The organism is Pseudomonas sp. Soil_N_39 (assembly GCF_057655955.1).
The window spans coordinates 149,830-168,646 of sequence record NZ_JBDGLI010000007.1 but is presented as its reverse complement, the minus strand read 5'-3'; the positions used below and the strand labels follow the sequence as shown (position 1 = coordinate 168,646).

22 protein-coding genes are annotated in these 18,817 nt (G+C 60.5%); 7 read left to right on the top strand and 15 right to left on the bottom strand.

The window, feature by feature from the left end; translation table 11 throughout:
- Positions 1-264 precede the first annotated feature (264 nt).
- Positions 265-477: a cold-shock protein gene (locus AC3A5O_RS12970; protein WP_007905882.1), complete on the top strand. Its 213-nt coding sequence runs from the start codon at positions 265-267 to the stop codon at positions 475-477.
- Between the two features lie 67 nt (positions 478-544).
- Here AC3A5O_RS12970 and AC3A5O_RS12965 read toward each other — a convergent pair whose 3' ends face one another.
- Positions 545-859, bottom strand: a complete 315-nt coding sequence (locus AC3A5O_RS12965) for an I78 family peptidase inhibitor (RefSeq protein ID WP_122568171.1) — start codon at positions 857-859, stop codon at positions 545-547.
- Positions 860-1,015: 156 nt separating this feature from the next.
- On the bottom strand, positions 1,016-1,321 hold the full coding sequence (locus AC3A5O_RS12960) for a hypothetical protein (protein ID WP_122568170.1): 306 nt from the start codon (positions 1,319-1,321) through the stop codon (positions 1,016-1,018).
- A 130-nt stretch (positions 1,322-1,451) separates the two neighbouring features.
- On the opposite strand from AC3A5O_RS12960, the gene AC3A5O_RS12955 reads away from it, so the two are divergent.
- Entirely contained in the window at positions 1,452-1,649 is a 198-nt protein-coding gene (locus AC3A5O_RS12955; protein ID WP_122568169.1) for a hypothetical protein, read from the top strand.
- 45 nt (positions 1,650-1,694) lie between these two features.
- Here AC3A5O_RS12955 and AC3A5O_RS12950 read toward each other — a convergent pair whose 3' ends face one another.
- From AC3A5O_RS12950 to AC3A5O_RS12915, 8 genes are all read right to left on the bottom strand, one after another.
- Entirely contained in the window at positions 1,695-2,723 is a 1,029-nt protein-coding gene (locus AC3A5O_RS12950; RefSeq protein ID WP_072339745.1) for a nucleoside hydrolase, read from the bottom strand.
- A 30-nt stretch (positions 2,724-2,753) separates the two neighbouring features.
- Positions 2,754-3,158 (bottom strand): D-ribose pyranase, encoded by a 405-nt coding sequence (gene rbsD / locus AC3A5O_RS12945; protein ID WP_487753256.1) that lies wholly within the window; start codon positions 3,156-3,158, stop codon positions 2,754-2,756.
- The gene (rbsK, locus tag AC3A5O_RS12940) at positions 3,155-4,069 is read right to left on the bottom strand and encodes a ribokinase (protein ID WP_305470483.1); all 915 of its coding nucleotides are present in this window, start codon (positions 4,067-4,069) and stop codon (positions 3,155-3,157) included. Before rbsK ends, rbsD begins: the two co-directional genes overlap by 4 nt.
- 23 nt (positions 4,070-4,092) lie before the next feature.
- Positions 4,093-5,112 carry a LacI family DNA-binding transcriptional regulator gene (locus AC3A5O_RS12935; RefSeq protein ID WP_122568166.1) on the bottom strand — a complete coding sequence of 340 codons (1,020 nt, stop codon included), beginning with the start codon at positions 5,110-5,112 and terminating at the stop codon, positions 4,093-4,095.
- Between the two features lie 3 nt (positions 5,113-5,115).
- The gene (locus AC3A5O_RS12930; protein ID WP_018608928.1) at positions 5,116-6,093 is read right to left on the bottom strand and encodes an ABC transporter permease; all 978 of its coding nucleotides are present in this window, start codon (positions 6,091-6,093) and stop codon (positions 5,116-5,118) included.
- Positions 6,090-7,643, bottom strand: coding sequence for a sugar ABC transporter ATP-binding protein (locus AC3A5O_RS12925; RefSeq protein ID WP_487753255.1), 1,554 nt, complete (start codon positions 7,641-7,643; stop codon positions 6,090-6,092). The genes AC3A5O_RS12930 and AC3A5O_RS12925 overlap by 4 nt, the downstream gene beginning before the upstream one ends.
- Positions 7,644-7,698: 55 nt before the next feature.
- On the bottom strand, positions 7,699-8,658 hold the full coding sequence (locus tag AC3A5O_RS12920) for a sugar ABC transporter substrate-binding protein (protein ID WP_122568164.1): 960 nt from the start codon (positions 8,656-8,658) through the stop codon (positions 7,699-7,701).
- Positions 8,659-8,791: 133 nt separating this feature from the next.
- The gene (locus AC3A5O_RS12915; RefSeq protein ID WP_354336873.1) at positions 8,792-9,244 is read right to left on the bottom strand and encodes a hypothetical protein; all 453 of its coding nucleotides are present in this window, start codon (positions 9,242-9,244) and stop codon (positions 8,792-8,794) included.
- 205 nt (positions 9,245-9,449) lie between these two features.
- On the opposite strand from AC3A5O_RS12915, the gene AC3A5O_RS12910 reads away from it, so the two are divergent.
- Together AC3A5O_RS12910 and AC3A5O_RS12905 are read left to right on the top strand one after the other, a co-directional pair.
- Positions 9,450-9,749: a DUF1654 domain-containing protein gene (locus AC3A5O_RS12910; RefSeq protein ID WP_122568162.1), complete on the top strand. Its 300-nt coding sequence runs from the start codon at positions 9,450-9,452 to the stop codon at positions 9,747-9,749.
- A 5-nt stretch (positions 9,750-9,754) separates the two neighbouring features.
- Positions 9,755-10,444, top strand: coding sequence for an endonuclease (locus AC3A5O_RS12905; RefSeq protein ID WP_122568161.1), 690 nt, complete (start codon positions 9,755-9,757; stop codon positions 10,442-10,444).
- A 149-nt stretch (positions 10,445-10,593) separates the two neighbouring features.
- Here AC3A5O_RS12905 and AC3A5O_RS12900 read toward each other — a convergent pair whose 3' ends face one another.
- Positions 10,594-10,959 (bottom strand): SPOR domain-containing protein, encoded by a 366-nt coding sequence (locus AC3A5O_RS12900; RefSeq protein WP_305470480.1) that lies wholly within the window; start codon positions 10,957-10,959, stop codon positions 10,594-10,596.
- Between the two features lie 247 nt (positions 10,960-11,206).
- On the opposite strand from AC3A5O_RS12900, the gene csrA reads away from it, so the two are divergent.
- On the top strand, positions 11,207-11,401 hold the full coding sequence (gene csrA, locus AC3A5O_RS12895; protein ID WP_003179932.1) for a carbon storage regulator CsrA: 195 nt from the start codon (positions 11,207-11,209) through the stop codon (positions 11,399-11,401).
- 194 nt (positions 11,402-11,595) lie between these two features.
- Here the strand turns inward: csrA and AC3A5O_RS12890 are convergent, their stop codons facing one another.
- From AC3A5O_RS12890 to AC3A5O_RS12880, 3 genes are all read right to left on the bottom strand, one after another.
- Positions 11,596-12,051 (bottom strand): DUF2214 family protein, encoded by a 456-nt coding sequence (locus AC3A5O_RS12890; RefSeq protein ID WP_354336869.1) that lies wholly within the window; start codon positions 12,049-12,051, stop codon positions 11,596-11,598.
- 331 nt (positions 12,052-12,382) lie between these two features.
- On the bottom strand, positions 12,383-13,765 hold the full coding sequence (cysS, locus tag AC3A5O_RS12885; RefSeq protein WP_487753254.1) for a cysteine--tRNA ligase: 1,383 nt from the start codon (positions 13,763-13,765) through the stop codon (positions 12,383-12,385).
- 21 nt (positions 13,766-13,786) lie between these two features.
- Positions 13,787-15,484: a glutamine--tRNA ligase/YqeY domain fusion protein gene (locus tag AC3A5O_RS12880; RefSeq protein WP_122568157.1), complete on the bottom strand. Its 1,698-nt coding sequence runs from the start codon at positions 15,482-15,484 to the stop codon at positions 13,787-13,789.
- A 249-nt stretch (positions 15,485-15,733) separates the two neighbouring features.
- Between AC3A5O_RS12880 and AC3A5O_RS12875 the strand changes: the two genes are divergently transcribed.
- Positions 15,734-16,237 carry a peptidylprolyl isomerase gene (locus AC3A5O_RS12875; RefSeq protein WP_487753278.1) on the top strand — a complete coding sequence of 168 codons (504 nt, stop codon included), beginning with the start codon at positions 15,734-15,736 and terminating at the stop codon, positions 16,235-16,237.
- Positions 16,234-16,983 carry a UDP-2,3-diacylglucosamine diphosphatase gene (gene lpxH, locus AC3A5O_RS12870; RefSeq protein ID WP_487753253.1) on the top strand — a complete coding sequence of 250 codons (750 nt, stop codon included), beginning with the start codon at positions 16,234-16,236 and terminating at the stop codon, positions 16,981-16,983. Before AC3A5O_RS12875 ends, lpxH begins: the two co-directional genes overlap by 4 nt.
- 158 nt (positions 16,984-17,141) lie before the next feature.
- Here lpxH and AC3A5O_RS12865 read toward each other — a convergent pair whose 3' ends face one another.
- On the bottom strand, positions 17,142-18,671 hold the full coding sequence (locus AC3A5O_RS12865) for a DHA2 family efflux MFS transporter permease subunit (protein ID WP_305470476.1): 1,530 nt from the start codon (positions 18,669-18,671) through the stop codon (positions 17,142-17,144).
- Positions 18,672-18,817 lie beyond the last annotated feature (146 nt).

Genomic DNA, 18,817 nt, shown 5'->3' with positions numbered 1-18,817 from the left:
GACAGGGTTGAAAAACCCCGATTTCAGGCTTTTTCGAACGATTTATTCAGGTTTTACAGCTTTTTTTATCGTCTTTACTTTCGGCTCAAAGCCTTTAAAACCGGGCCTTTCAGCGGGTAAAGGCGATAAAGCAAACACGACTGATTGGCAAACAGCGCCTGCGGGGGGCTCCCAAATCGAACATTTCGACTATGATACCCGGGTGTGCCCAGTTGGCCTGAGCAGCACAGTACACTGAAAATATATGTTTCTTGGAGATACACCATGTCTAATCGCCAAACCGGCACCGTTAAATGGTTCAACGATGAAAAAGGCTTCGGCTTCATCACTCCTCAAGGTGGCGGTGACGACCTGTTCGTACACTTCAAAGCTATCGAAAGCGACGGTTTCAAAAGCCTGAAAGAAGGCCAGACCGTTTCCTTCGTGGCTGAGAAAGGCCAAAAGGGTATGCAAGCTGCACAAGTTCGCGCTGAGTAATTTCTCCGCGTACTAAAAAACCCCGTCCATGTGACGGGGTTTTTTATGGGCGATTGAAAATCATCGATCAGCCGCAGTTCACCCGGTCGACCACCATGTTGGCATCGGTATTGAGGTTCAGGCGATCGGAGCGGTATTCAAGCGTCACCATGTCGTTGGGCTTGAGGATCCGGGCATTCTGCGCGCCAGCACGGGTACGGGCCTGCTCCAGCAACTGCGGCGAAGCCTTTTTGCCAATGACAAACTCGGCGGCTTTTGCTTCGCAGCGGCTGTGACCGGTCTCGCCCGCCACAGGTTCGGGGGTCGATTCAGAGGTGCTGCTGCAACCGCTCAAGAGCATGGCGGCCAGCAAAGTACTCAATGACGCGAGCTTCCAAGGCATGAAGCCTCCTTTTTTCGATGAATAAACAGAGAGCGTGCGACAACCCAATCGGCGCTTGGTTTCAACACCGCCGCCATCAGTCTGGGGAAAGCTGGCAGTTTGCCTGAGCCCGTTCCCGCTGTTCAGGCATGAATCGTGACTGAATATGAACGACGCTCAATAAACGTCAATGTAATCAAAAGGTGGATTCGGCCAGTTGTCCTTCAGCGCATTGTAGATCTGCATGACCCAGACCTCGTCGCTGGCAGCGACCCGCCCGACGTAGCCTGAACCCTTCGCCCAGGTCTCGAGCCGAAAGCGCAAACCCTCGATGTCTACGCCACCGACCACACCCGAGGACAAATAGGCGATGCCGCCCTTGGTCACGCGCAGCTGGGTATGCTCGTCGTCACCGGCCGAGGCCAGCAATTGACGAACCGCCTCGAGGGTCAGGCCGCCAGGAGCGTTCAAATCGATCTGCACGGGCGGGGCTCCTTCTGAAAACAAAAAAACAAGTGTCGCACAGCCCTCCCCCAATGCCTAAGTCGCAGTGCCAAATCCCGGGCAAAAATGTTTAACTCAGCCTACAGACCTTCAACTCGCGAGCCCGACCATGAGCACCGTCAGCATCGAAGCCACCATCAATGCCAAATGGTCGGAGGGCCACAGTTCCTATAGCCCGGGCAGCCCGGAGGAACTGGCAATCATCTGCATAGACTTGTTGGTGAAGGAGTTGGGGACGGACGTCGCCCGCAACTTCATCCAGCAGACGTTCGAGCGCTACTCGAGCATCGTCGACGCCGTGGATTGAGGCACGCGCCCGCAGGTCCAGCCTGCGGGTGCATAGCCAGGCGGGTTACTTGAGGCGCGCCAGGCGCTCGGTCAGCAGGTCGAAGAACCCCTGGGCATCACCGTTTTCCACCCAGAACGCGTTCTTCGGCGCCTTCAGGCCGTCATACCAGTCGACGATGGTCTGCCCGAACGTCGGACCCTCGCGACTGTCCACGACGACATTGACCGAACGGCCGGTGAACAGTTGTGGCTTGAGCAGGTAGGCAATCACGGTTGCGTCATGCACCGGCCCGCCCGTCATTCCGTAGTGCTCCATATCGCCCTTGACGTATTCGTTGAGGATATCGCCCACCAACTTGCTGGCGTTGTTGTTCAGCGCCGCGATCTGCTTCAGGCGCGCTTCGCTGGTGAGGATCTTGTGGGTCACGTCCAGCGGCAGGTAGGTCAGCTTCACGCCGCTCTTGGCCACCACCTCGGCCGCCTGCGGGTCGGCGAACAGATTGAACTCAGCCACCGGCGTGATATTGCCGCCGTTGAAGTGCGCACCGCCCATGATCACCACTTCCTTGATGCCTTGGACAATGTCCGGCTCCTGGACCAACGCCAGCGCCAGGTTGGTCTGCGGCCCCAACATGGCAATGGTAATGCTGTGGGGCTTGGCCGCCTTCAGCGTGTCGATCAGGTAGTTGACGGCATTGCCCTCGGCCAGCCCCTTCTTCGGCTCGTGCACCGTGACACCCGACAGGCCTTCCTTGCCATGGATGTTTTCTGCGTAGATGGGCGTGCGCATCAACGGTTTCGGCGCACCGGCGTAGACCGGCACGTCTTCGCGCCCTGCCCACTCACGGGCCAGGCGAGCGTTGCGCGAGGTCTTGTCCAGGCGCACATTGCCGGCGACGGTGGTCAGCGCACGGATATGAAGTTCCTCGGGCGATGCCAGGGCGAACAACAGCGCCACCACGTCGTCGGCGCCTGGATCGGTGTCGATGATCAGGTCGATCTTTTCCGCCGCCTGGGCGCTCGTTGCGGTGATCAATGACAAAAGCAGCAGACTCCGGATCAGTTGGTGCATTTTCTCAGCATAGCGGTGCATGGCGCATTCCTTGTGCAGGGTTGAACAGGGTTAGAACGTCACTCCAGAGACCAGCACGATATTGCAGTACGGCGAGCATTCGCCGGTGCGAATGATCGCCCGTGCCTGTTGGCTGATGACCTTGAATTGTTCATGACTGACCAACGCCCGCTCACCCAGCGCACCCTCGGCATGCAGCGCCTCCAGGGTCGTCAGGGCCGAAGGTTGCTTCTCGAGGATCTCCTCGGCCAGGACATGGCTTTCCACCTGCATTTCGCTGAGCACCACCTTCAAGGTGCTGACAAAATCAGGAATGCCATGGGTCAGGGCCAGGTCGATCAATTCGACCTGGGGCGGCACAGGCAGGCCGGCATCACCGATGACCACCTTGTCGCCATGGCCGAGGGAAGCGATCAGTCGCGACAGTGCCACATTCAACAACGGCGTCTTTTTCATGATTTGAAAGCCTGCACTTCCAGCAACGTGGGGATTGAAGGTTGCGCGCCGGATCGGGTGACCGACAGCGCGGCGGCGACCTGACCGAAACGAATCGCATCGACCTCGCTCTTGCCGCTGGCCAAGGCTGCCGCGAAGCCGCCGACAAAGGTGTCTCCGGCCGCCGTGGTGTCCACCGCCTTGACCCGCGGGGCCGGGAAGTGTTCGAAGCTGGCGCCATTGGCGAACATCAGGCCCTGGGCGCCCAGGGTGACGATCACCTTGCCGGCACCGGCGGCGATCAGATGCGCCGCCGCGGCTTCGGCGGTTTCCAGGGAGTCCACCGCCAGCCCGCTCAGCACCGCTGCTTCACTTTCATTGGGAATCAGGTAATCGACGCAGGCATACCAGTCGGCCGGCAACGTATGGGAAGCCGGCGCCGGGTTGAGGATGACGATTTTGCCCAACTCACGGCCGCGCTTCAGGGCATGGCCGACGGTGGCATCCGGCACTTCGAGCTGGCAGATAATGACATCGGCGCTTTGCAGCACTGCATCGACACCGTCCAGGACCTCGGCAGTGAGCGCTCCGTTGGCACCGGCGACGATAACGATGGCATTCTGGCTGTTGTCATCGACAACAATCAGCGCCACGCCGCTGGAATCCTCCACCACACGCACCGCCTGGCAGTCGATGCCCTCGGCCAGCAGTGCGCCGCGCAATTGCTCGCCGTAGGCATCGTTGCCCACGCAACCGACCATCGACACCTGCGCTCCCAGGCGCGCGGCGGCCACCGCCTGGTTGGCGCCCTTGCCGCCCGGGATGGTGGCGAACGACTCGCCGATCAGTGTTTCACCGCCACGGGGCAAGCGCGGCGCCCGGGTCACCAGGTCCATGTTCAGGCTGCCTATTACCACTACTTTTGCTGGCATACATCACTACTCATCAATTCGGTTCAGCGGTATTGGGCGAATGTACCGGACAGCGGTGCAGTCGACTCACGCAAGACAATACTTGGCGTCACGATCCGCTGGTCGGTGGCAAGGCTCGGTGTCGCGATACGCAGCAGCAGCACTTCGGCCGCCATCTCGCCGAGCTGCAGGATCGACTGCCCCACCGTGGTCAACGCCGGGTAGACATAACGGCTCATCTGGATGTCGTCGAAACCAATGACCGACAGCTCGCTGGGTACGCGTATGTTGCGTTCAGCGGCGGCGCGCAGCACACCGATGCCGATCATGTCGTTGGCCGCAAAGATCGCACTCGGCGGCTGCAGTTCAAGCAATTGCGCGGCGGCGCGGTAACCGCCGGTACTGGTGAAATCGCTCTCGAGCATGCGCTCGACGGGCAACTCGATCCCGGCCTCTTTCAGTGCTCGGCAGTAACCGGCCAAACGCATCTGCGCCACGCTGGTGTTGGCCGGGCCGCCGATGAAGGCAATATCGCGGTGCCCCAGCTCCAGCAGGTGCCGGGTCGCCAGGTAGGCGCCGTATTCATGATCGATGCGCACCAGGTCTGCGTCGACGCCATCGAGCCCGCGGTCGACGATCACCATGGGCGTGCGCACGTTGGCCAGCCCCTCGGCCAGGCCGACATCACCGCCAGCGGACGCGAAGATCAGGCCATCGATGCGTTTTTCCAGCAGCACACGCAGGTAGCTGCGTTGCTTGTCCGGGTTGTCGTCAGAGTTGCACAGGATCACGCAATAGCCGTTGCGCTCACAGTAATCCTCGATGCCCCGGGCCAACTCGGCAAAGTAAGGGTTGAGGCTGTTGGGCACCAGCAGGCCGATGGTCGCCGTGGTCTTGGCCTTGAGCGACCGGGCCACGGCGCTGGGCACGTAGTCCAGGCGCTCGATGGCCGCCTCGACCTTGAGCCGCACTTCTTCGCTGACCGGCCGCGTCTTGTTCACCACGTGGGACACGGTGGTGTAGGAAATCCCCGCGAGCGCTGCTACATCCTTGATCGTCGCCATGGTTCAGCCCCGCCGACTGGCGCGCTGGCTGCGATAGGTATCGAGCACGACCGCCACCACGATCACCGCGCCGGTAATGATACGTTTGGTCGGTTCGGTAGCGCCGATCTGCGCCAGGCCCGCCGCCAGCACGGAGATGATCAGCACGCCAAAGAAGGTGCTGATGACCGAACCGCGCCCACCCATCAGGCTGGTGCCACCGATGACCACCGCAGCGATCACCTGCAGCTCCAGCCCTGAGCCGGCGTTCGGGTCCGCGGCCTCCAGGCGAGAAATCTGGAACAATGCCGCCACACCGGCCAGCAAACCCATCAGGCTGAACACCAGGATCTTGTAGGGCTTTGGGTTGATGCCGGCCAGGCGCACGGCTTCTTCATTGGTGCCGATGCCGATCAGGTAGCGACCGAACACCGTACGGGTCAGCACTGCCTGGGCAATGAAGATCACCAGCAAAGCGATGATGAACGAAGGCGAGATACCAAAGGCGATGGGGTTGGAGAGCCAGGCGAACGAGTCGCCGATGTAGGCGGTCCGCGAACCAGTCATCTGGTACGCCAGGCCCCGGGCCATTTCCAGCACGCCGAGGGAGACGATGAACGATGGAATCCGCCACGCCACGGTGATCGAACCGGTGACCGTACCCGCCAGCGCCGCCACGGCCATGCCGAGCAAGGCCGATGGCCAGACACTCCAGCCCCAGCCGAGCACGGCCACGCTGACCGTCGAAGCCGCCAGTGCCAGCACCGAGCCCACCGACAGGTCGATGCCGCCGATGATCAGAATGAACGTCATGCCGACCGCCAGCACCATGAGGTCGGGAATCTGGTTGGCCAAGGTACTGAAGGTGTCATAGGACAGGAAATGGCTGCTCAAGGCCGAGAACAGCGCGATCATGGCCAGCAGCGCGCCGGCCAGGCCCAGGTAGGTCCCGAGGCCGTAGAAGTTGCCACTCGATTTGCCGACGGCAGATGCGGTTTTCATGAAAGATCCCTAGGCGCTGCTTCGTTGAGCAACGCATCACGTTTCTGGTAGCCGGCGAATGCGGCGGCAAGCAAGTCATCCTGGGTCCAGCTGTCGCGCTCGAAGGTGTCGATCAGGCGCCCGGCGGACAGCACGCCGATCCGGTCGCAGATCAACATCAGTTCCCGCAGGTCACTGGACACCACGACCAGCGCCTTGCCCTGGCGAGTCAACTCGCCGAGCAGCGCATAAATGTCGAATTTGGCGCCGACGTCGATGCCACGGGTCGGCTCGTCGAACAGCATGACTGCGCAATCGCGTTCGAGCCAACGACCGATCACGACTTTCTGCTGGTTGCCGCCCGACAGCTCGGACACCAACTGGGTCGGGCTGGAACTGCGGATGCGCATGGCATCGACCTGCCGCTGCGCCAAGGCCAGTTCGGCGCTGCCATTGACCAGGCCGGCGCTGGAAATCTCCGGCATGTTACCCAGGGCAATGTTGGCGGCGATGGATTGAGTCAGCAGCAGGCCTTCGCCCTTGCGGTCTTCGGTGATCAAGGCGATGCCATGGGCCACCGCATCGGACGGGGAGCGAATGCTCACGACCTGGGCCGGCGAACCCAGCGCCACCGTGCCGCTGTCGGCCGGATCGGCACCGAAGATCAGCCGCAACAATTCGGTACGCCCTGCCCCGATCAGGCCGGAGATGCCGAAGATCTCGCCACTGCGGACTTCGAAGGACACGTCGCGGACCTTGTCGGAACGGGTCAGGCCTTTAACGGTCAACGCCGGCGCGCCGATCTGGCGTGGACCGAGATCAATGTGCTCGCCCAACTCCCGGCCAACCATCAGGGTCACCAGTTGCTCGCTGTCGTAGTTGGCCATCGGCTCGACGCAGACCAGGTTGCCGTCACGCAGTACCGCAATGCGTTGGGCGACCCGCGCCAGCTCTTCGAGACGATGGGAAATGTAGATGATCGACACGCCACGCGCCTGCAGACGAGTGATCTGCTCAAAGAGCATTTCAACTTCGCGGGCCGTCAGCATGGCGGTCGGCTCATCGAGAATCAGCACATGGCAATCGCCGATCAGGTTGCGGGCGATCTCGACCATCTGCTGGTGACCGATCCCCAGCTCGCCGACCAGCGTGTCAGGATCGATTGCATCAAGCCCCACCTGGGCCATGGCTTCGATGGCCGACTTGCGCAATCGCTTGCGGCTGATCCAGCCGCCATGGCTGGGCAGGTTGTCGAGGAACAGGTTCTCAGCCACGGACAGGGTCGGCAGCAGGTTGAGTTCCTGCATCACCATGCGCACGCCCAGCTCTTCTGCCTGGGTCCGGCTGCCAGGGCGATAATCCTGCCCTTGGAATTGCATCTGCCCGGTCGTCGGCGTCACCAGCCCGCCGATGATCTTGGACAGGGTGCTTTTGCCGGCGCCATTTTCACCGGTCAGCGCCAACACTTCACCGCGCATCAACGTCAGGCTGATGTCGGTCAGTACCGGCTGGGCATAGGTCTTGCCGATACCGCTGACGCACAGGACAGCGTTCGGGTCGAGAACGGACATAACAAACTCTCCAATGCGCTCGCCCGGATGGGCGAGCACCGTTGTGTCGCCAGGGTTACGGCTTGGTCACCAGCTCGACCGGAGTTTCGATAACGCCGTTGGTGCCGCTGTCGACTTTTTCGCCCTTGAGGATCTTCAGCGCCGTCTCGATCCCGAAGACAGCCTGCTTGGCGGCGAACTGGTCGGCCGTCGCCAGGACACGACCGTCCTTGAGCATCGGCTTGATGGCATTGATGTTGTCGTAGCCGACCACCTGCACCTTGCCCGCCTTGCCCGCCGCGCGCACGGCCGAGACCGCGCCGACCGCCATGCTGTCGTTACCAGCCAGCAGAGCCTTGATGTTCGGGTATTCGCTGAGCATCGACGCGGCAACCTGGTTGCCCTTGTTGATTTCCCAGTCGCCGGATTGCAGGGAGACGACCTTGACCTGCGCCGCCTCCATCGCATCCTTGAAGCCCGCGGTGCGTGCCTGGGCGTTGGTGGTGGTGGACACGCCTTCGATGATGCCGACTTCGTCACCGGCCTTGAGCTGCTTGGCCAGGTACTCACCGACCAAACGTGCACCCTTGCGGTTGTCAGGGCCTACGAACGGCACCTTGATGTTCTTGCTCTTGACCACGTCCGGATCGAGCTGGTTATCGATGTTGATCACGGTGATGCCGGCGTCGACGGCTTTCTTGATCACCGGCACCATGGCCTTGGAATCCGCTGGCGCGATGATCAGGGCATTGACCTTGGCCACGATCATCTGCTCGACAATGCGGATCTGGTTGGCGGTGTCGGTTTCATCCTTGATCCCGTTGGAGATCAGCTCGAAATCGGCGGAGTGTTCCTTCTGATAAGCCTTGGCACCGTCTTCCATGGTCAGGAAGAATTCGTTAGCCAGGGATTTCATGACCAGGGCGACCTTGGGTTTTTCTGCGGTCTGGGCAAATGCCGAGGAGATAGGCAGCGCAGCGGATGCGGCCGCGAGCATGGCAACAGCGAGAAGGCGTCCAGCGAATGGCAACTTCATGGGTTCACTCCGATCTTATGATTATTGTGAGCAAATCAATGCACGGAACGCCGCGCAAACGTTTGCGTGAAGTGAACTATGGTAAGGCTTCAAAGATTTGTCAACGTTGCGGTTTGATCCGCAACGTCGAGGCTCAAGCCGTCGTGTTGACCACCGAACCCGAACTGGCGCCCTTGGCCAGCTCCGTGACCAGGTGGCCGGTGACTTCCAGCAAGGCGCCACTGGTGTCGGCGATCTGCCCTTGGACCGCCATCACCGCCGAGGCCTTGGCCTCCTCCGTTGGATAGTTGCGCGCCTCGGCGGCAGCCAGTTGTTGTTGCTGCTCCCTGAGCTGCTGCTGAAGCTCTTGCATCCGTTTGAGCAGCACCTGGACCGCCACGCTCTGGGTGCTACCGCCCTCCTGCGCCTGGCCGGTCGCTTCAGCGCCTGCGCCCACGACTGCGCGGACCTTGCCCGAGGTTTGCGCTGTACCCAGGGCCTCATCGGCGGCCTGGGCTTCTGATTCGCTCAGGGCCTTCAGAGTGGCTGCGGATTTGCCACCGATGGTCACGGCTGCCGAATTGGGAAAGCCGATGGAAAACGACATGTCAAAACTCCATAGAGAGGGATTCCTACGAAGGACATCGCCCGCCGAAGCCGTTTCTTTAGCGCCCACTGAAATCAGTCTATAGCTTCGCCATCCTGAGCGGATGACGCCTGTTTACGCCAGCCGATAAAAAACTCCTTTTTCCCACACCAAAACGAAAAAAGCGCTGTCAGACGGTTTTCTTGAATTTTAAGCAGTTGCGTAAATGCCTACAGTTAAATACTGTATGCCCGTACAGCTTAATAAGGATAATCCTTTGGCCACCCCCTCCGCTGCAACTGCCCCCCTAGATTCCTATACGCGACTCGGTCTTCGGGTCTCGAAAATCATCAACGCCCCCACCGCGCAAAAAGCCAAGGCCGCGCTGATCTTCCGTCTGCCCGACGAGCCGGTGGATGAGTGGGAGCGCCTCCTGGAAGAAATCGACGAGAACGACAACGTAACCCTCGCCTATCGCGACGATGGTGGTGTGCAGGTTTTCTGGGTAGTGCCGAAGGAAGATTGAGCCTGATGAGTGTTCGCTGTTTAGCTTTTTTGCTTGTGTTCATCGCCTTGGGCGCACAGGCCGGTGCCCCGCGCACCTTCAACGAAGCCAAGAAAATCGCCTGGAAACTCTACGCCCCGCAATCCACCGAGTTCTACTGTGGCTGCAAATACACCGGCAACCGCGTGAACCTGGCCGCCTGCGGTTATGTACCGCGCAAGAACGCCAGCCGTGCCGCTCGCATTGAGTGGGAGCATATCGTTCCGGCGTGGCAGATCGGCCATCAGCGCCAATGCTGGCAACAAGGCGGTCGCAAGAACTGCACCCGCTATGATCCAGTCTATCAACGGGCCGAGGCCGACCTGCACAACCTGGTGCCGAGCATCGGGGAAGTGAATGGCGATCGCAGCAATTTCAGTTTCGGCTGGCTGCCAGAGCAAAAGGGCCAATACGGCTCATGCCTGACCCAAGTGGATTTCAAGGCCAAGAAGGTCATGCCCCGCCCTTCCATCCGAGGGATGATCGCCCGGACCTATTTCTACATGAGCAAGCAATATGGCCTGCGCCTCTCGAAGCAGGACCGGCGCCTGTATGAAGCCTGGGACAAGACCTACCCGGTCGAAAGCTGGGAACGCCAGCGCAACCAGAGCGTGGCGTGCGTCATGGGACGCGGGAACGAGTTCGTGGGGCCGGTGGACATGAAGGCCTGCGGTTGACCTCGCATTCGTGACCAGCACAAACCCACTGTGGGAGCGAGCTTGCTCGCGATAGGGACATGTCAGTCAACATAGATGTTGGCTGATCCACCGCTATCGCGAGCAAGCTCGCTCCCACAGATTTTACTGGCTTTTTTGCTCTACCCCGATCATTGGGCCGTCGGGTAGTCCACCACCAACGTCTCGATGTTGCGTTTCTTCGCCCGGACCAGTGCGGCCGTGACCTGTTCCTGCTTGGCTTGGGCTTCGGCCTCGGAGCTGAAAGGGCCGACCAGGACGCGCTCCTTGCCGTTTTCCCGCACCACGTTCGACATGAAACTATGCTCGATGAGCCAACCGGTCAGGTCGCTGACAGCCTGCGGTGTCTGGCCGCGAACCTCGACGGCCCACTGCGGCGCGGCAGCGACGGCCGGTGCGGAGGTCGCGGCGGGTTTGGGCTTCGGTGCTTCGACGTCACGCCCTTCACCGCATCCTGCCAACGCCAATACCGCGATAACCCAAGCCAATTTGCGCACAACGTTTCCCCTGGAAGACATGAGGTATGGATTTTAGCACCCGTGCCCGTCAAGATCGCCGCCAACAATGCTCAAAACACGAGAATCCTGCTCGGCGTCTCTGTATAGTCGCACCCTGGGAATTAATGCTGCATCTGCACGTCAGAAAGAGGCACCCACATTGTGACACTTAGCACTAATCTATAAGCAGTACCGACATCTGCACTGTCTGAATCAGGTGCCCTATAAAGCAATCAAGGAGAACACCATGCTGATACTCACCCGCAAAGTCGGTGAAAGCATAAACATTGGTGACGACATCACGATCACCATTCTGGGCGTTAGCGGCCAACAAGTACGGATCGGCATCAACGCCCCGAAAAACGTTGCGGTGCATCGTGAAGAGATCTATCAGCGTATTCAGGCCGGCCTTACCGCCCCCGACAAGCCGCAAACTCCCTGAACATTGCAGCAGTCCGCAGCCAGCCCGTTTGCATCGTCGCAATGGCTGGCTAAAGATTCTGGCCGACCGCGCCATACTTCGCCCCACCCTCGCCTTCGTTCGTCCCACCCGTGAACCGATACTAATGGCATGGCGCTGAGCATGGCTGTCAGACGTTTCGTTTTAATGATGACGAAGCAGGCGTTCGCGGCCGGTCAGCCCAGACCCACGCCGCGCGCCATGCCTGTGGCGGCGACGACCATCAAGATCAGCAATAAGGCTTCGATATGGCTGATCCGCGCAAGTCGGCCGGCTTTCGAAGGATCGATCGCCGCCCCTTTGCCCAGCGCCATCCGCCATTTGATCAGGGCGATCATCGGTACGATTTCAAGCAACAGGATCAACAGCAGCAACGTCATCTTCAGATGAAACAGCGGTTGATGCAGGTAATAGTCCGTGCCTTTTTCGTACCCGCCGAACGCTCGCATCCCACCGGTCACCAACAGCACCAGCGCCGACAGACCCCACAGATTGTCAGCCACCAAGACACTCCGCACCGCGTCCACACCGCCCGCCAGGCGTCGTAGTGCCGTGCCGCGCGTCAGCACCGCCCAGAACCCGAGGGCGAACGCCAGTAGATGAATTGCCGCAAGCGACCAATGAGCCAACATGGAAGAGCCCTGTCATAGAACGTCGAATCGACCTGACAGTACTAGCTCATAAAGGGATGATTGCCAGGCTGAGCACAAAAAATTGTGGGAGCGAGCTTGCTCGCGATGGCGGTGTATCAGTCGACAAACATGTTGTCTGACACTCCGCTATCGCGAGCAAGCTCGCTCCCACAGGAATTGGAGGCGGGCAAAAATTGGGGACCACAGCAGATCCAATGTGGGAGCGGGCTTGCTCGCGAATGCAGTGTGTCAGTCAACAAATCACTAACTGATGCACCGCCATCGCGAGCAAGCCCGCTCCCACAAGGGGAATTGTGCGCGCTAAGAAATCTTAGTCCGCCAACCGCCAGGTCGTCCCACCCTTCCCGTCTTCCAGCACCACGCCCATGGCGGTGAGCTGGTCGCGGATGCGGTCGGATTCGGCCCAGTCCTTGTTCGCCCGCGCAGTCAGGCGCGCCTGGATCAAGGCCTCGACCTGCGCGGCGTCCACGCGACCTTCGGCGCCGGCCTGCAGGAAATCATCGGCTTCGAGCTGCAACACACCCAGCACGCTGGCCAGTTCTTTCAGGCGGGCCGCCAGGCCAGCCGCTGCATTGAGATCGCTCTCGCGCAGGCGGTTGATCTCGCGCACCATCTCGAACAGCACCGCGCAGGCTTCCGGCGTGCCGAAGTCGTCGTTCATCACCTCGGTAAAGCGTGCAACGAACGCTTCGCCGCCGGCCGCCGGCACATTCGGCAAGCCTTTCAACGCATGGTAGAAACGTTCCAGGGCACCCTTGGCGTCCTTGAGGTTGTCTTCCGAGTAGTTGATGGCGCTGCGGTAATGACTCGACACCAGCAGGTAACGAATGACTTCCGGGTGGTACTTTTCCAGCACGTCACGGATGGTGAAGAAGTTGTTCAAGGACTTGGACATCTTCTCGCCGTTGATCCGGATCATGCCGCAATGCATCCACGCGTTGGCGTAGGTCTTGCCGGTGGCGGCTTCGCTCTGGGCGATTTCGTTTTCGTGGTGCGGGAATTCCAGGTCGCTGCCGCCCCCATGAATGTCGAACGTCTCGCCCAGGCAGCAGGTGGACATCACCGAGCATTCGATGTGCCAGCCCGGACGCCCGGCGCCCCATGGGGATTCCCAGCTCGGCTCACCCGGCTTGGCCGCCTTCCACAGGACGAAGTCCAGCGGGTCCTGCTTCGACTCGTCGACTTCGATGCGCGCGCCGATGCGCAGGTCTTCGATCTTCTTGCGCGACAGCTTGCCGTAGCCCATGAACTTGGCGACGCGGTAGTACACGTCGCCATTGCCCGGCGCGTAGGCATAGCCCTTGTCGATCAAGGTCTGGATCATGCTCAGCATGCCCGGGATGTGGTCCGTGGCACGAGGCTCCAAGTCCGGCTTGAGGATATTGAGGCGCGCCTCGTCCTCGTGCATGGCCTTGATCATGCGCTCGGTCAGCGCATCGTAAGGCTCGCCGTTTTCACGGGCACGGTTGATGATCTTGTCTTCGATGTCAGTGATGTTGCGCACGTAGGTCAGGTCATAACCGCTGAACCGCAGCCAGCGGGTCACCAGGTCGAAGGCGACCATGCTGCGACCATGACCGATGTGGCAGTAGTCGTACACGGTCATGCCGCAGACGTACATGCGGACCTTGTTGCCATCCAGCGGCTTGAAGACTTCTTTGCTCTTGGTGAGCGTGTTGTAGATCGTAAGCACAGGGTTTCCCTTAAGACTTGATCACTGACCCCAGGAATCGCGCAAGGTCACGGTACGGTTGAATACCGGAGCACCGGGTTTCGAGTCCTTGATATCCGCGCAGAAATAACCTTCGCGCTCGAACTGGAAACGGTCTTCCGGCTGTGCGTTGCCCAACGAAGGCTCGGCACGACAACCCGTGAGTACTTGCAGGGAGTCAGGGTTGATGTTGTCCAGGAAGCTGGCGCTGTCTTCAGCCTTTTCCGGATTCGGCGAACGGAACAGGCGATCGTACAGGCGCACTTCGCACTCGACGCTGGCGGCGGCCGGCACCCAGTGGATCACGCCCTTGACCTTGCGACCTTCCGGGTTCTTGCCCAGGGTGTCGGGGTCATAGGAGCAACGCAGTTCGACGATGTTGCCGTCGGCGTCCTTGATCGCTTCGTCGGCGCGGATCACGTAGCTGCCGCGCAGGCGCACTTCGCCGGCCGGCTCCAGGCGCTTGTAGCCTTTTGGCGGCTCTTCCATGAAGTCATCGCGATCGATGTAGATTTCCCGGGCGAACGGCAGGACGCGCACGCCCATGTCTTCTTTCGGGTGACGCGGCAGCTCGAGGTTCTCGACCTGGCCTTCCGGGTAATTGGTGATCACGACTTTCAGCGGACGCAGCACGCACATGGCACGCGGAGCGCTGTGGTCCAGGTCATCGCGGATGCTGAATTCCAGCATGCCGAAGTCCACCACACCGTCGGAACGGTTGGTGCCGACCATCTCGCAGAAGTTGCGGATCGACTTTGGCGTGTAACCACGACGACGGAAGCCCGACAGCGTCGACATGCGCGGGTCATCCCAACCGTTGACGTGCTTCTCGTCCACCAGTTGCTTGAGCTTGCGCTTGCTGGTGATGGTGTAGTTCAGGTTCAAGCGGCTGAATTCGTACTGGCGCGGGGTGGCCGGCACGGGCAGGTGCTCGAGGAACCACTCGTACAACGGGCGATGGCTTTCGAACTCCAGGGTGCAGATCGAATGGGTGATGCCTTCGATGGCGTCCGACTGACCATGGGTGAAGTCATAGTTGGGGTAGATGCACCATTTGTCGCCGGTCTGGTGGTGATGGGCGTGACGGATGCGGTACATGATCGGGTCGCGCAGGTTCATGTTCGGCGAGGCCATGTCGATCTTGGCGCGCAGCACCCGTGCACCGTCCGGGAATTCACCGGCGCGCATGCGGGCGAACAGGTCCAGGTTCTCTTCCACGCTGCGTTCCCGGAACGGGCTGTTCTTGCCTGGCTCGGTCAGGCTGCCGCGGTATTCCTTGGCCTGCTCGGGGGTCAGGTCGCACACGTAGGCGTTGCCAGCCTTGATCAGTTCCACCGCCCAGTCGTGCAACTGGTCGAAATATTGCGAGGCGTAGCGCACCTCACCGGACCATTCGAAACCCAGCCACTTGACGTCGCTTTCGATCGCGTCGATGTATTCCTGGTCTTCCTTGGCCGGGTTGGTGTCGTCGAAACGCAGGTGCGTGACGCCGCCGAACTCCTGGGCCAGGCCGAAATTCACGCAGATCGACTTGGCATGGCCGATGTGCAGGTAGCCGTTGGGCTCCGGCGGGAAACGAGTGACGATCTGTGTGTGCTTACCCGAGTCCAGGTCCGCCTGGATGATCGGGCGCAGGAAATTGACCGGCACGGCCGGGCCGGTCTTGGAATTCGAGGTAGGGTCGACAGTGGGCTTGCTCATAGGATCCTTGAACGTACAAGTGCGCGGCCGGGTGCGGCCTGATAAATCAAAGCCCGTATCATAGCCGATGCTGTCAAGTACCTGACAGGCCAGGCCGGCAAACGATTGAATTTAATCGACGGCCAGATGAAAAACAGCCTCGAAATTCGTGCCCGGCGCGCTAAACTGCCCAGCCTGGCCCATTACAGCCAGACCGGTTGCGGGCATCACAGCCCCGAAACCCACGAATTCCTTGAAAGAGTACCGACCATGAGCAAAGTCAAACTGTCCACCAACCACGGCGACATCGTCCTGGAACTGAACGCTGAGAAAGCGCCGCTGACCGTGGCCAACTTCATCGAATACGTCAACACCGGCCACTACGAAAACACCGTTTTCCACCGCGTCATCGGCAACTTCATGATCCAGGGCGGCGGTTTCGAGCCAGGCATGAAAGAAAAGAAAGACAAGCGCCCAAGCATCCAGAACGAAGCCGACAACGGCCTGCCGAACGAAAAGTACACCGTTGCCATGGCCCGTACCATGGAGCCGCATTCGGCTTCCGCGCAGTTTTTCATCAACGTGGCGGACAACAGCTTCCTGAACCACAGCAGCAAGACCACCCAGGGCTGGGGCTACGCAGTATTCGGCAAAGTGGTTGAAGGCACCGATGTGGTCGACAAGATCAAAGGCGTTTCCACCACTTCCAAGGCCGGCCACCAGGACGTGCCAGCAGAAGACGTGATCATCGAGAAAGCCGAGATCATTGAGTGATACTGCTGATTTCAGATTTGCATCTGGAAGAGGAGCGCCCGGACATTACCCGGGCGTTTCTGGATTTGATCGCCACACGCGCCCGCTCGGCGCAAGCGTTGTACATTCTGGGCGATTTTTTTGAAGCCTGGATCGGCGACGATGCCATGACGCCGTTCCAGCGTTCCATCTGCCAGGCCCTGCGCGAATTGAGCGACAGCGGCACGGCCATTTTCCTGATGCACGGCAATCGCGACTTCATGCTGGGGCAGGCCTTTTGCAAAGCGGCTGGCTGCACCCTGCTCAAGGACCCGAGTGTCGTGCAGCTCAACGGCGAGCCGGTGCTGCTGATGCACGGCGACAGCCTCTGCACCCGCGACGAAGGCTACATGAAACTGCGGCGCTGGCTGCGCAACCCGGTCACGCTGTTCATCCTGCGCCACCTGCCGCTGGGCAGCCGCCAGAAACTGGCGCGCAAACTGCGCAGCGAAAGCCGCACGCAGACACGCATGAAAGCCAATGACATCGTCGACGTCACGCCCGAAGAGATCCCGCGGATCATGCAGCAATACGGCGTGAGGACCTTGGTCCACGGCCATACCCACCGCCCCGCCATCCACAAGCTGCAACTGGGCGAACACGCAGCGAGACGCATCGTGCTGGGGGATTGGGACAAACAAGGCTGGGCATTGCAGGTGGATGAACAGGGGTTCGCGTTGGCGCCGTTTGGTTTTGGTAATGCGCAGTTGGCGTTGCCAAGCACTTGAAGCCCGCAGATCTTCTTTGTGGGCGCGAGCCTGTGGGAGCAAGGCTTGCTCGCGATGAACGATGACACGGTCTTGCAGTTGAACCGTGTCGCCTGCATCGCGGGCAAGCCTTGCTCCCACAGGCTCGCTCCCACATTGGATTGCATTTCACGTCTGAATCAATGCCCTGCCGACGCAGGCCCCGCCTTCGCCGCAAACGGCGGTTTGGCCAGCCATACCAGCACGATCAACCCCATGAACGCCCACCCCAGCAGCGTGAAGTAATCCACGGTGGAGAGCATGTACGCCTGGCTGTTGAGGACCTGCTCAAGCCGGGCATAGGCCGGTGCGCTCGCACCGCCAAGCTGGTTGAGCGCCTCGCGGGTGGCCGGCTCGAAGGTGCTGATGCTTTCGCTCAGGTAGGCATGATGCTGGTCGGCCCGGCGGATCCAGATCCAGGTGGTCAATGACGCGGCAAAGCTGCCGCCCAGGGTCCGCAAGAACGTTGCCAGCCCCGCGCCGTCGGCAATCTGGTGCGGCGGCAGGTCCGACATCAGGATGCTCAGGGTCGGCATGAAGAACAGCGCCACGCCGATGCCCATGAACAACTGCACCAGCGCAATGTGCTGGAAATCCACCTCGTTGGTGAACCCGGCGCGCATGAAGCAGCTCAGGCCGATGGCCAGGAACGCCAGCCCCGCCAGCAAGCGCAAATCGAACTTGTGGGCGTACTTGCCGACGAAGGGCGACATCAACACCGGCAGGATGCCGATGGGCGCCACCGCCAGCCCGGCCCAGGTCGCGGTGTAGCCCATCTGTGTCTGCAACCACTGCGGCAGGATCAGGTTGATGCCGAAGAACCCGGCATAGCCGCCCACCAACACAATGGTGCCGATGCGGAAATTGCGATAGGCGAACAGGCGCAGGTTGACCACCGGATGGCGATCGGTCATTTCCCAGATCACGAACACCGCCAGGGCAATGACTGAAATCAGCGCGCCAATGATGATGAAATTCGACTCGAACCAGTCCAGGTCGTTGCCCTTGTCGAGAATCACCTGGAGCGCACCGACACCGATGATCAGCGTGATCAACCCCACGTAATCCATCGGTTGGCGACTGGTGACCACCTCTCGCGCCTTGAGCTGCTGACGCACCACCATCACCGCGAAAATCCCGATGGGCACGTTGATGAAGAAAATCCACGGCCAGCTGTAGCTATCGGTGATCCAGCCGCCGAGGATCGGCCCGGCAATCGGCGCCACCACCGTGACCATCGCCAGCAACGCCAGGGCCATACCGCGCCTGGCCGGCGGGTAGACGGCAATCAGCAAGGTCTGGGTCATCGGGTACAACGGCCCGGCCACCAGCCCCTGAACCACGCGGAAACCAATCAGCTCCGGCATTGAGGTGGAAATGCCACACAAGAACGAAGCGAGCACGAACAGCATCGTCGCCCACAAAAACAGCTTCACCTCACCAAACCGACGGCTGAGCCAACCGGTGAGCGGCAGGGCGATGGCATTGCTCACCGCGAACGAAGTGATCACCCAGGTGCCCTGCTCCGAGCTGACGCCCAGGTTGCCGGAAATGGTCGGCAAGGCGACGTTGGCAATGGTGGTGTCGAGCACTTGCATGAACGTCGCCAGCGACAGCCCGATGGTGCTGAGCAACAGGCTGGGCGGCGTGAAGGACGCGTTATTGCTCATTGCGAAATCCTATGAAGCAGAGGTGGCGAAATCCCTTAGGGCAAGACACAACCCTGTGGGAGCAAGATCCTTAGGGCAAGACACAACCCTGTGGGAGCAAGATCCTTAGGGCAAGACACAACCCTGTGGGAGCAAGATCCTTAGGG